This window comes from Chryseobacterium sp. UNC8MFCol, assembly GCF_000482305.1.
Classification (GTDB): Bacteria; Bacteroidota; Bacteroidia; order Flavobacteriales; family Weeksellaceae; genus Chryseobacterium; species Chryseobacterium indologenes.
Genome location: NZ_AXUZ01000019.1, coordinates 1 through 12,368 on the forward strand (window position 1 = coordinate 1; position 12,368 = coordinate 12,368).

A 12,368-nucleotide genomic window follows, 5' to 3' on the forward strand; every position below is an offset into this window, starting at 1 on the left:
AGTAATGTCATAGCCGAGTAGTACTAATTACCCGTAGATTTATAGCCTGATAAGGCGCACAAGAAAGTGCAGCAAGGTTAGCTCTTTGTGAAAGTTTTTATCGCTTAAAACAGATATCAGAGATGATCTCTCGGATCTCAGGCATTAGTCTGACATCTGAAGTCTTACTTCTGACATCTTATATACAACCTTTAGGGTGGTTTTAGCGGTGGGGCTCACCTGTTCCCATTCCGAACACAGAAGTTAAGCCCACCAGCGCCGATGGTACTGCTAACGCGGGAGAGTAGGCCGCCGCCAGTTTTTATTTTATTTTTAAAAAGTCTCATACAGCAATGTGTGAGACTTTTTTTTGCTTTATACCTGAACAGGTTACAGATTATAGCTTACAGGTTACAGGCTATAGCCTATAGGCCCTAATCCACTAGATCATTCCTGATTGATCATTTTCAACTCTCAATTCTCAATTTTCAACTTATTTATAAATCGTATTCCTGATTATGTATTTACACTGTATTAACAGTAGAGAATAGATGATTTTGTTATATGATCTATTTATTTTTGCTTTTTATTTTGAAAATTATGTAACTTAGTGATATCCAAAATAATTACAAATCTAAATTATATATTATGAAAAAACTTTTATTCCCTCTCTTATTGTTGGCAGCTGGAACGAATGTCTACGCCCAGGATCTTTTTGCAATTACAGGAAAAAATACCCAGAGTATTAATTTCAATGATATTCGTACGTTGGATGTAACGAATGGTACCTCAGGAGAAAAGATTTTTATGGCAGATTCTCCTGTGCAGGTATTTTCTCAGGCCAGAAAAGGTATAATTACAGAAGATAAGAATTCTTACAACAATTCTCAGGCGGTTACAATGGCAGCCCTGGCATATGACCCTTCCAACAATAACCTTGTCTATATGCCGATGTTTTCTTCTAATATTTATGTTTTTAACCCCCAAACAAAGGAGATTACACTTATTGATAATAATATAGGAAAAGTATCGTCATGTGATATCAATTCCCATATAACCAGGATGACGACAGGATATGATGGAAATATTTACGCGCTTAATAATGCAGGGACTCAATTTTTACAGGTAAGTAAAAAAGGAGGACAATATGTAGTGAATGATTTGGGAATTGTAAAAGATGATGCTTCTAATGGCAGGAATTCTTTTACTGAAATGCAGACAGGCTTTGGAGGAGATATGATTGCTGACGCTGATCATAATTTCTACGTTTTTGCGGCTTCCGGAAACGTTTTTAAAGTCTCTGCTAAGGAGATGAAGGCTAAATTCATAGGTAAAATTGCAGGAGTGCCTGATAATTACTCTGTAAACGGTTCTGCAGTGAATGCACAGGGAAAAGTGGTTATCGCCAGTGCTAAGGGTGCGCCCATGTATGAAGTTGATCTGTCTACATTACAGGCAAAGCAGCTTCCGGGAGAAGATAATCTGCATATTTATGATTTGGCCAGTAAATATTTCGCTAATGATAAAAAGGCTTCAGCTGATGTATTAGCTAAAAATCTTGACATTTATCCAACAAGGGTTACCGAACATACTATCACTGTAGCTGGCGGTCAAAATGTAAGGGGAAATATGAAGCTGAATATTTTTGATATGTCGGGTAAAAATGTGATGTCACAGAATATTTCTGTAAAAGATAGTTCTACACACCGGAAGATAGATCTCAAAGGTCTTCTGACGGGTGCCTATATTGCAAGTATTAATGATGAGTCAGGAAAAGTTTTGCTTAATAAAAAGATTCTTGTCACAGAATAAATGATAGCTCCTAACTTGAAGTATATAAGACCTTTTCAAAATATTTGAGAAGGTTTTTTAATGATTATTTGATAGACAATAAGTTTTATTTTTCGATATTAAAATGTAATTTTAAAAAAAATTATAGATGAAGCTATATTTTAATGTAGGATATATTGTAAAAGCTGGAGAGAGTCTGGAGCTGATCATTGGTGATGAAGGATTTGCTGCTAAGGCCCATACGATGTTTTGTGCAGAAAATGATTTATGGAGATGTGAGGTTGATTATTTTTCAAAGGTGATTTCTTATCATTACAGGGTTGTAGATCATAAGGGAAATACTTTGCGAGACGAATTTGTTAAGCATCAGCTTTCTTTTCCGCACAATTATAAGGAGTTCATCATTTTTGATGAATGGAATAATAAAAACTTTCCTGAGAATTATTTAAACAATAAGATTCTTTACAATAAGCTTCATGATTTTATTCCTGAAAAAGCAGCAATTTTAAAGAAGCACACGCATCTATTCAGAATTGAAGCTCCCATTTATAATCCGGACTGGAAAATTGTTTTATTTGGAAACACACCGTCTTTGGGAGGCTGGGATTATGGAAAAGTTGTTCATCTGTCTCAGACAGATTTTGGGGTTTGGGAAGTTTCTGTTGATATTCCTGAAAATGAGCCGATAGAATTTAAATATTGTCTTTACAGTATCAGTGAAAATAGAGTTATTGATGTTGAAACAGGCGGAAACCGTTTAACGGTTGCGAATCTGTTGCCGGATGTGCTGCAGATTGTTTCTAATCATTACTTTAGATTTAAAGGGTATCAGATGTATCATGATGCAGGAGTTGCAGTTCCTGTATTTTCCCTGAGAAGCGAAGAAGGTTTTGGAGTCGGGGAATTTGCAGATATTAAAAAGCTGGCAGATTGGGCAAAAAATACCAATCTCGGTATTATTCAGATCTTGCCTATTAATGATACGACGGCCAATTATTCATGGACCGATTCTTACCCTTATGCCGCTGTATCTGTCTACGCCTTACATCCACAATATATTTCATTGGAGAAGCTTGAATTCCCATTACCGAAAGAGTTAGTTGAAGACTATGGTATTGAGAAACAACAATTAAATGCTCTTACTCTGATTGATTACGAAAAAATGATATCCGGTAAATGGAAATACCTTAAAGCTGTGTTCAATACCGAAAAAGATAAAATTTATAAAGATCGGAACTTTAAAAAGTTTATCAAAGATAACGAACATTGGCTGGTTCCATACGCAGCATTTTGTGTTTTAAGGGATAAATATAAAACCCCCAATTTCAACGAGTGGAAAACACATAAAAAATATATTGCAGGAAAGATCTCCCAGTTTTTTACCACAAAGTCTAAAGATTATGATGCCTCAATGCTTCATGCCTGGGTACAGTATGAGTTGCATTGTCAGCTAAAAGATGCTGTAGATTATGCTCATCAACTGGGGATTTCGTTAAAAGGAGATTTACCGATCGGTATTTACAGATATTCAGTAGAAGCCTGGACAGAACCTGAATTGTTCGGTATGGATTTTCAGGCGGGAGCTCCACCGGACCAGTTTACTGAACTGGGGCAAAATTGGGAATTTCCAACGTATAATTGGGAAGCTATGAAGGCCGACGATTACCGATGGTGGAAAAACAGGTTCAAAGCATTGGAGCAATATTTTGATGCCATGAGAATTGATCATATTCTTGGGTTTTTCAGGATCTGGAGAATGCCCATTTCTGCAGTTCAGGGAATATTAGGCTATTTTTACCCGGCAGTTCCTATTGTTCTGGAGGAATTTAAAGCGTGGCAGATTCCTTTTAATGTGGAGAGATATTGTCAACCATTTATCAACAATAAGATTTTATGGGATTATTTTGGCGAGAACAGTGAAAAAGCATTGGAGTTTATCAATGATAACGGTGATGGAACTTATTCCTTTAAAAAAGAATTTGGTACCCAAAGAAAACTTGCCGAGTTTTTCATAAAAAACCCACGAGGCTCACTTGAGGAACAGTTAATTTCGCTCTGTGCTAATGTTTTGTTCCTTGTAGAGCAAAGAAAAGGGGAGACGGTGTATCATCCGAGATTTAATGTATTTAATACAGAATCTTATCAATATTTGCCGGAACCGGAGCAGAAAAGTATTTATGATCTGTACCATGATTATTTCTTTAGAAGACAGGATCATCTGTGGTATGAGAAGGCTATGGAAAAGTTACCTGTCATCCTGAATGCTACGAAAATGCTCATCTGCGGTGAAGATTTGGGAATGGTACCTGCCTGCGTTCCTGTTGTAATGGATGAATTGGGAATCGTTGCCCTGAAAGTTCAACGTATGCCTTCGGAAAATATTCCGTTTTATAACCCCAAATATGCAAATTACATGAATGTGGTTACAGCCTCTTCCCACGACAGTTCCACATTGAGACAGTGGTGGAAAGAAGATCTTACCCTCACCCAAAGATATTTTAACCAACAGCTCATTCAGTATGGAAAAGCTCCCGCTGAATTGAGCCCGGAGCTCTCAGAAATCATTATGAAGCAACATCTCTATAATGAAGCGATGCTGGCTATTTTCCCGATTCAGGAATTCCTCGCCACAGACGTTACGCTTGCCAATAAAAATATTGATGATGAAAGAATTAATAATCCGGCAGTTTTTCCACATTATTGGCGATACAGAATGCATATAAAGCTGGAAGATCTAAAGCAAAAACAAGCTTTCAATGAAAAAATTGCTTTTTGGGTGAAAGATAGTGGAAGGTCATAATTTTTATTATTGATTATCAGTTGATTGTAAATAATTTAAAAGAAGTTTGATCTTTTGATTTAACTTCTTTTTTTTATTTTTATCAAAAAGATAGAATTGAGATATTCTGCTATATATTAACCAATTAACAACTATAGAGATGAAAAAAATATTTTTAGGATTAGCTTTCGGGTTAGGCGTCTTGACGTCCGCTCAGCAGTATCCTAACAATGGTTGGGGAGATGATGGTTATTATCAGAATGATGGAGGCTATTATAGCAATGAAGATGACAGAAGCTATTTTCCTGATGATTATTATTACAATTATCCTCAGGACTATTATCCAAGTGATTACTACCAGAATTACTATAACGATTACAGAAATAGTATTGTCAATATCAACTGGAATGGTTTCTTTGTACAGAACAGATTAAGCCGCTGGCAGATTGATCAGATTATCAGATTGAATAATCTATATGCGAGTTTCGCAGCGTGGGATAATTTTTACAGATATAATCCGGACAGATGGTATTATGATAGATTTTATGCACTGGAAAGGATTTTAGGACCAAGGGTTTTTGTAGTTTTCAGAAACGATTATTACAGAGGGATGAATCCTGTCGTTTATTTCCAGAATTACAGAAGGACCTATTATGTTCCGAGATATGCTGTAATGCCAAGATATCGAAATGTAAATATCAACATCTACAGGATGGACAGGTCAAGATTCCGCAGAATGGATAATCCTACGTTTGATATTATCAGAAGAGACAACGGATTCCGTGGGCCGGTAAGAGATGGAAGCAACAATTCAGGCGGTTTCAGGAATGATAATGTAGGAACAAGAAATAATAATACCGGTGGTTTCAGGGATAACTCTAATAATAATGGAGGGTTCAAAGGAAATTCAAACCATAGCGGAGGATTCAGAGACAACTCAGACAATAGAGGATTTAAAGGAAATGCTGGCAATAATGGAGGTTTTAGAAATGGTGGCGGTTTCAGAGAGAATAATGAAGTAAGAAGGGAAGCCCCCAAAAGACAGGATAACGGCGGATTCCGTGGAAATGAAGGAGGAGGATTCAGAGGAAGATCAGAACATTCAGCTCCAAGACAGGAAAACCGTGGTAATAACGGAGGATTTCGAGGGAGTTTAGTTAGGAATTAATTTTCATATATTATATTTAAGTGGTGTGAAGGACAGGTTTTTATAAATCTGTCCTTTTTTGTGTTTATTTTTAATTTATTTTAGTTAAAATTTAACATTATTTATGAATGCGTTAATTTAACTTAGATTTTAATTGTTAATCAAAAAGGTATATAACAATTAATTAAATTTTTAAAAATGAAAAAATTAGTTTTAGCAATAGCGTTTATAGGAATGGGAAGTTTTGCAATGGCACAACAAACTACTCCACAGGATAGGGAAGCAAGGAGAGCAGAGATGCAGCAGAAAATGCAGCAAAAAGAACAGGAACATTTAGCACAAATGCAAAAAGATCTTAACCTTAATCAGTCTCAGGTTGACCAGATAAAAGCCCTTAAGGACAAAAGAAAAGCTGAAATGAAAGCCGAGTTTGAAAAAACTAAGGCTGACAAACAGGCTAAGATGGAAGCAATGAAGGTGAAAAGAGCACAGATGGATGCTGATATGAAAAAAATTCTTACTCCTCAACAGTTTGATAAATGGCAGGCTGACAGAGATGCTAAAATGGAGAAAAGAAAGATGGCAATGAAAGAAAGGAGAATGATGAAAAAGCCAATGACTACCGGAGCTGTTGAACCAAAATAAGAGTTCATAATTTCAATTTTTGAATGTGGTAAGGATGGAAAATGTTCCATCCTTTTTGTATTAATTTTAAGTAAAACCTTTGATGTCGGGCATATATTCCCTATTTTTGACTATAAATTTAATACTTATGGTTAGCGAAAAAATTGCAAAATTAATTAATGAACAAATAGCTCACGAACAATATGCTGCTCAATATTATCTTTCAATGTCTGCCTGGTTTTCAGGGAAAGATCTTGACGGAATTGCCAACTACTTCAGAGTACAAAGCAAAGAAGAATTAATGCATGCAGATAAAATGTTCGATTATTTGAATGATGTAGGAGGAGAAATCATTATCGGGGAAATTGCAAAACCGCCACATGAGTTCGACAGCGCAACGGATATTTTCGAGAAAGCTCTGGCACACGAGAAAATTGTAACGAAAAGCATTTTCAACATTGTGAAGAATGCTAATGAGGAAGGCGATTTTGCGACAACATCTTTCCTGCAATGGTTTATCAACGAACAGGTAGAAGAGGAGGCAAGTGCTTCTCAGTATGTAACGAAGATTAAAATGGTATGCGATAATCCGTCGGCATTATATCTTTTTGATCAGGAATTATCACAAAGAGTATTTACTCCGAACACAACTGCTTAAGATTAAACAATCTTTCAGAAAATATAAAAGGCCGTTATCATTGAATAGCGGCTTTTTTATTGAGATTATTTTTTTTTCTTATTTTTTACGAGTGTACGCCAGCCCAAATAAATTCCCAGAACAGCAAGAAACAAAACATAAAACAATATTCCCTGAGGATAATCTTTTGCCATGAGAATGATGATCATCGGAGTAATACCTCCAAAAATGGCCTGCCCTAAATTGTAGGAAAACGAAATTCCGGAAATCCGCACCGACGCAGGAAATCTGTGAATCATAATGTATGGAATACATCCTAAAACTCCTCCGGCAAATAAACCTGTTGTGGCGTATAATATTGATAATCCTTCCGGTTTCACATGGATCAGTTTCTGGAGGAAGAACCAGCTGCAAATCCCGAAACAGGTACTCCAGAGCATCAACATTCTGCCTGCTCCTTTTCTGTCGCACATCATTCCTCCCAATACAGCTCCCAGGCTAATGCTGATCAATGTATAGCTTTGCATGGTGATGGCATCTTTCCTTGGAATACTAAAGAAATCACTCATCAAATTGGGGATCATCAGGGTGAGAAGGATAGAACAACCTGTAAAAATCCAGGTGAGCAGAAGGGAAAAACTGATATCCGGAAGATGAGACTGAAAGATCTTTTGCAATGGGATTTTCTCGCTTAACGTTTTCTTTTCCTTCATTTCAATAAAAACCGGGGTTTCCTTGAGATACCTGCGGAGGAAGATGGTAATGATACCAAATAAACCTCCCAGGATGAAAGGATACCTCCAGGCTCCGTTGAAAATTTCTTCTGCTGAAAAGGAGGTATTGATGTAAAGAGTAATGGCAGACCCCAGTAATACTCCCATCGAAAGGCTCGCCGTTATCATCGAATCTGCTAATCCGACCCGGTTCCCCGGTACATGTTCAGCGACAAATACCCAGGCTGCAGGAATTTCGCCTCCTATAGCAAAGCCTTGTAAAATCCGTACCACCAGAAGCAATATAGGCGCAAAATATCCGATTTGTTGATAGGTTGGTAAAAATCCTATGGCCAACGTTGGAAATACCATCAGTACAATGGATAGGAAAAACATTTTCTTTCTCCCGAAAAGATCACCAAAATGTGCCATGATCATTCCTCCGACAGGCCGTACAAAAAAACCTGCAGCAAATGTACCGTAAGTATTCATGGATGCCCAGAAAGAATCTAAGGTAGGCGGGAAGAAATGTTCTCCGATGATTTTTGCGAAAAAAATAAAGACTACAAAATCATAAAACTCCAACATTCCTCCAAAAGAAGACAGGATCAATGTTCTGATATCATGTTTGTTTAATTGCCTCGGCCGGGTAAAAGTGGGCATCTCCATATTACTTTGGTATCTGTATAATTTAATCTAAGATATACAAAATATGAAAATCATGAGTTTGTTTAGAAATGTTTGTTGAAATTAAATTTGATTCCTGATGCAATGCCGTATTTTTTGGTGTGAAATATTTTCAAAATACATTAATGTGTATCGTTACGTTTGGGAAAAATTGCATCATCAAATTTACTTAAACTCATTACTCCAAAGTCTTTTGACGTATAAATCTCATGCTGTTCATCTATTCCTTCTGATGTTTGTTTAGTTTTCAGAAGATCTATTTTTTCTAAAAAAACTTCATTGGATTTAAAGCTAAACGAATAGACTATGTTCTCCTGTATAAGATCAAATCCTGTATCGGTCGCTTTTAAACTCACATAAGGGTCACCTGACTGAACACCACATGTTGAACAGGCAATGATTTTATTATTTGAACTTATTGTTTTATATGTATTTTGGCTATTAAGCTGCACGGCAATTGTTCTGTTGGCCGTTGGTGTTTTTTCAGAAATGATAACCTTATCAGGCTGACCATCTTTATTGATATCAACAAGTAAGGAGTCTATAACTTTTTCTTGCTTATTTGGTTCATTGATAATGGTTGCTTGGCTTTGCAGATGTTTTTTACAAGCTAATAACGATACACTCAACACCATTAATATGAAAAGGGCTATATGTTTATGATAAAATTTTAATGGGAAACATTTTTTCTAGTTTTTTATTCTTGTCAGTTCAATCCATTCATTAAAAGTAGCTTCTCCACCAAGACCTTGTAGGTAATATTTTTTGTTTTCCAGCTTGATTTTGAATTTTTTGACTGACAGCTTTCTTCATCGCCTGCGTAAAACAATTCTAAAATACCATTATTTTCAACAACTTTATAATTTCCATTACATCTTATAGGTTCATGATAAGTCGTCGTTGTGAGTACTGCTATATCATTTTTTATGTTGAAGTGATAGGTAATGCTTGCTGTACCTGAAGTTGTTTCTTCAGTTTCTACTGTGGATGAAAATTCACCTTGAAATTTAGAATCAAGTGATTTAATATTCTCGGTAGCCGATTCTTTGGTAGTATACTTTTTATTTTCTTCGTGAGTTTTACAACTGATTAAAAATAAATAAGCTGAAGTGATTAAAATGTTCAATTTCATTATTTGTATTTGGTAAGTGGGTGTTTTGCTATTTTGAAAATGTATATACGGTTAGTTCTTTTTTATCATTAACAGTCATTATTATAATTCCATTTTTTAGAATAGTTTGTTAATTTCTTTTCACCTTTCGTTGTTCTGAAGATGTTTCCCAGGTGCCATTGGTATTGAGTTTATATTTATTCAGATTAATATGACAGCATCCCACGATACTTTGAGTTGTTATTGTTTTATTTGCTATATCAATATTTTCTGCCAACATTCCATGTTGTAAAGGAAAAGATTCTACAGGAGAGAAGTTACCTTTTTCATCCTGAAAATAATATTCATATAATTTTCCGGCTCCGCCTTCATCCCAAACAAATGCAAAATCTTCTAAACCATCAAAATTGAAATCTTTAACAAAAAAACGGTCACAAGGTAAGTTACTATAAGTTGCCCACGAATTTGGTTCAAAATGAATTTCCTGTGATTTTCCACTTTTTTTATTAATTACAATAACCCATGCTGAAATTGGATATGTTTGTTCTTTTTCATTTTTATATTCTCCGGCTTCTAAAACAAACTTATATTTATCCGAAAGTTTACCAAGCTCACATTTGTTATCTGGTTGGGTTGTTGTAACAGCTTGCTGTTCATCAGAGTCAGAATTGATTTCTTCATTCGTTTTTGTAAAAACAATAGGCTTGTATTTTTGATTACCCACTATAGTAATGGTTATAGATTCATAATCAATATACATTCCCAAATTTTTTTCTATATCTAGGGATGAGAGGTTCTTTATTTTTTTGACTTTATTGAAGTTATTGAAATCGTCAGGACAGCAGGTTTTAAGTTCCTCAGAAGGGATATTATTGTAATAGTTTACATAATACTGATAAGCTTTTTCTTTTATTTTTAAACTGTTTTTCAAAATAAAATCCTGTAGTTGTTTATTACTTTTTAATTTTGAAAAAGCAGGTATTGGGGATTCATTATTTATTGTTACAGGGATACTAAAATTTAAAGGAATAAATTTATTTTCTTTTTCTGTCCCGTTAAAGAAGAGAGCAATCTTATATTTTAAATCAATCTGCATTATAGGATTTTGTTTTTCAACAAGAATTTCTTTATCATCAAAATTATCAGATTCCAGAAAGTTTTGGAATACAAAAATAGAATCCTGAGTTTCTTTAATAGTAAAGTCTTCATGTAAGGAATCGTTTATTGTACTTAATTCTCCAATAAAAACATTTTCATTTTCTGATAATGGAATTTTTAGAAATTTTTTTAAATCCTTTTTAGCTTCAACCTTTGTTACATTATCCGTTTTTTTGCAGGAATTTAATACTGAAAATATTACAAGTACAATAAATATTATATTTCTCATTAGATCAATTTCTTTGTGTTTTTTAGATAAACCTTAGATTATTCCATAGCTTCATCTGTCGTGGAAATTATTTTCCAGTTATTTTTTTGTAATTGGAAAACTGTTGTATTGGTTTTACAACAGCCCTTTGGTCTTTTTATAACTAAGGTTTTATCAGCTTTATTGATAATTTTTGGAAATGGTCCCTCATTTAATGGAAACTCTTTATTTGATAGAAATTCGCCCTTCTCATTTTGGAAAAAATATGAATATGAAGGTCCTCCATTGCCTCCAAAATCATAAAGAATTGCAAAGTCCTCACGTCCGTCAAAATTGAAATCAGCAATAATAAAATCATGGAAATGTTCCACACCATCATTTATAACAGTATCATTCGCAAAATAATTTGCACGGGTTAAAGCTAGAGGATCTTTAATTACAGGCCAAGCGCTTGGATTATACGTTATGTTTTGGAAATTCTTAGAATTTTTGATAATCTCTATTTTTAAAGAAGAGGGTCTGTTATTTTGATCTTTTTCCAATACAGATATTAAAAAATTAAACTCATCACGGTTGTTCATGACTTTATAAGAAACAGATGAGGCATTTTTAAATTCTTGGAGATGAGTAGTATTCGACTTTATACAATACCCAAGAAATATAAGTATAAAAGAGGATATTAAAAATTTCATTATCAGCTTTCAGAGAGTCATGTTATTTTATTCTATTATAAACCCTTTGAGGAATTCTATTTAAGTCTTTTTTCTGGTTCTTCATAAGGGATAGGTAGAGCTTATAGTATTTTTCTGCCTCATTTTTATGATTCAATACCCATTCAATATCGGCTAAATTCAAATAGGCGACAACTCTGTCGGGATATTGAGAAATTATATTTTGTAATATGAACAGAGACTCATTATATCCTTCTTTTTGTTCCAATGCAAATGCCAGGTTATTGGCAGTTTCCACATCTGTAATAACCAATGCATTTTGGGAGGATTCAGGATAGTTGATAAAAGTATCCTCATTAGATGTATTGAAAGTTTGTTTAGCAAATTTTTTATTTTGAAAGTCAAAATAATTTACTGCAGCATTATTTTGAGTAAATGTTTCTTCTAATTGATCTCCCAGTGATTGCAGATTTTCATAATTTTTATCTTGCATGTTGAAAACATCAAAATAAATTCGGTTTCCCATAATACCGTTTTTCCCATATTTTATAACTTCTTTATATATCAGGAAAATTCCACGATCTGAATAAACAAAATTATACTTTTCCTTAACCTTAGTTACTGAAGCATCCAATTCATAAATCAAAGAAAATTCATTGTTTTTGCCTTGTACAAAGTCTGTGGAAACAGACATTTCATTGATGACCAAATTTTTATAAATAATCGTTTTGTCGTGGCAAAGTAAGATAATATCTTTTCCCTGTACTTGTACCTTGCAATCAGTTTTTTGTACTTTGTTCATTGCATGTAAATTATATGAAATGAATAAAGAAAGTAAGGCTAATATGATATTTATTTTCATG

11 protein-coding genes and 1 rRNA gene are annotated in these 12,368 nt (G+C 34.4%); 6 read left to right on the forward strand and 6 right to left on the reverse strand.

From position 1 onward, the window contains the following. Positions 1-192 precede the first annotated feature (192 nt). The 6 genes from rrf (at position 193) to M030_RS0113095 (ending at position 6,978) form a co-directional block, all read left to right on the forward strand. Positions 193-300 (forward strand): 5S ribosomal RNA (gene rrf, locus M030_RS0113070). Positions 301-627: 327 nt separating this feature from the next. Beyond that, positions 628-1,791, forward strand: a complete 1,164-nt coding sequence (locus M030_RS0113075) for a T9SS type A sorting domain-containing protein (RefSeq protein ID WP_027373918.1) — start codon at positions 628-630, stop codon at positions 1,789-1,791. Positions 1,792-1,918: 127 nt separating this feature from the next. Continuing rightward, positions 1,919-4,570, forward strand: coding sequence for a 4-alpha-glucanotransferase (locus tag M030_RS0113080; RefSeq protein ID WP_027373919.1), 2,652 nt, complete (start codon positions 1,919-1,921; stop codon positions 4,568-4,570). A 139-nt stretch (positions 4,571-4,709) separates the two neighbouring features. Next, positions 4,710-5,717 carry a hypothetical protein gene (locus M030_RS0113085; RefSeq protein ID WP_027373920.1) on the forward strand — a complete coding sequence of 336 codons (1,008 nt, stop codon included), beginning with the start codon at positions 4,710-4,712 and terminating at the stop codon, positions 5,715-5,717. Positions 5,718-5,894: 177 nt separating this feature from the next. Next, a complete protein-coding gene (locus M030_RS0113090) occupies positions 5,895-6,341 on the forward strand; it encodes a hypothetical protein (RefSeq protein ID WP_027373921.1) in 447 nt (148 codons plus the stop codon). A 127-nt stretch (positions 6,342-6,468) separates the two neighbouring features. Further along, positions 6,469-6,978: a ferritin gene (locus M030_RS0113095; RefSeq protein WP_027373922.1), complete on the forward strand. Its 510-nt coding sequence runs from the start codon at positions 6,469-6,471 to the stop codon at positions 6,976-6,978. Between the two features lie 65 nt (positions 6,979-7,043). Here the strand turns inward: M030_RS0113095 and M030_RS0113100 are convergent, their stop codons facing one another. The 6 genes from M030_RS0113100 to M030_RS24960 all read right to left on the reverse strand — a co-directional run bounded on the left by M030_RS0113100 (position 7,044) and on the right by M030_RS24960 (position 12,367). Beyond that, positions 7,044-8,339: an MFS transporter gene (locus tag M030_RS0113100; RefSeq protein WP_228375233.1), complete on the reverse strand. Its 1,296-nt coding sequence runs from the start codon at positions 8,337-8,339 to the stop codon at positions 7,044-7,046. Between the two features lie 140 nt (positions 8,340-8,479). Next, positions 8,480-8,986 (reverse strand): hypothetical protein, encoded by a 507-nt coding sequence (locus M030_RS0113105; protein WP_155860249.1) that lies wholly within the window; start codon positions 8,984-8,986, stop codon positions 8,480-8,482. 77 nt (positions 8,987-9,063) lie between these two features. After that, positions 9,064-9,489: a hypothetical protein gene (locus M030_RS0113110; protein WP_027373925.1), complete on the reverse strand. Its 426-nt coding sequence runs from the start codon at positions 9,487-9,489 to the stop codon at positions 9,064-9,066. Between the two features lie 109 nt (positions 9,490-9,598). Beyond that, positions 9,599-10,855, reverse strand: a complete 1,257-nt coding sequence (locus tag M030_RS0113115; RefSeq protein WP_027373926.1) for an XAC2610-related protein — start codon at positions 10,853-10,855, stop codon at positions 9,599-9,601. A gap of 38 nt (positions 10,856-10,893) precedes the next feature. Beyond that, positions 10,894-11,526 (reverse strand): XAC2610-related protein, encoded by a 633-nt coding sequence (locus M030_RS0113120; protein WP_155860250.1) that lies wholly within the window; start codon positions 11,524-11,526, stop codon positions 10,894-10,896. Positions 11,527-11,548: 22 nt separating this feature from the next. Beyond that, complete coding sequence (locus M030_RS24960; protein ID WP_051585058.1) at positions 11,549-12,367, reverse strand: tetratricopeptide repeat protein; 819 nt, start codon at positions 12,365-12,367, stop codon at positions 11,549-11,551. Between the last annotated feature and the right edge of the window lies 1 nt (position 12,368).

What these genes read in the sequence shown, in the direction of transcription:
- M030_RS0113075 (WP_027373918.1), top strand. Translation starts at nt 628, where the DNA reads ATGAAAAAACTTTTATTCCCTCTCTTATTGTTGGCAGCTGGAACGAAT.
- M030_RS0113080 (WP_027373919.1), top strand. Translation starts at nt 1,919, where the DNA reads ATGAAGCTATATTTTAATGTAGGATATATTGTAAAAGCTGGAGAGAGT.
- M030_RS0113085 (WP_027373920.1), top strand. Translation starts at nt 4,710, where the DNA reads ATGAAAAAAATATTTTTAGGATTAGCTTTCGGGTTAGGCGTCTTGACG.
- M030_RS0113090 (WP_027373921.1), top strand. Translation starts at nt 5,895, where the DNA reads ATGAAAAAATTAGTTTTAGCAATAGCGTTTATAGGAATGGGAAGTTTT.
- M030_RS0113095 (WP_027373922.1), top strand. Translation starts at nt 6,469, where the DNA reads ATGGTTAGCGAAAAAATTGCAAAATTAATTAATGAACAAATAGCTCAC.
- M030_RS0113100 (WP_228375233.1), bottom strand. Translation starts at nt 8,339, where the DNA reads ATGGAGATGCCCACTTTTACCCGGCCGAGGCAATTAAACAAACATGAT.
- M030_RS0113110 (WP_027373925.1), bottom strand. Translation starts at nt 9,489, where the DNA reads ATGAAATTGAACATTTTAATCACTTCAGCTTATTTATTTTTAATCAGT.
- M030_RS0113115 (WP_027373926.1), bottom strand. Translation starts at nt 10,855, where the DNA reads ATGAGAAATATAATATTTATTGTACTTGTAATATTTTCAGTATTAAAT.
- M030_RS0113120 (WP_155860250.1), bottom strand. Translation starts at nt 11,526, where the DNA reads ATGAAATTTTTAATATCCTCTTTTATACTTATATTTCTTGGGTATTGT.
- M030_RS24960 (WP_051585058.1), bottom strand. Translation starts at nt 12,367, where the DNA reads ATGAAAATAAATATCATATTAGCCTTACTTTCTTTATTCATTTCATAT.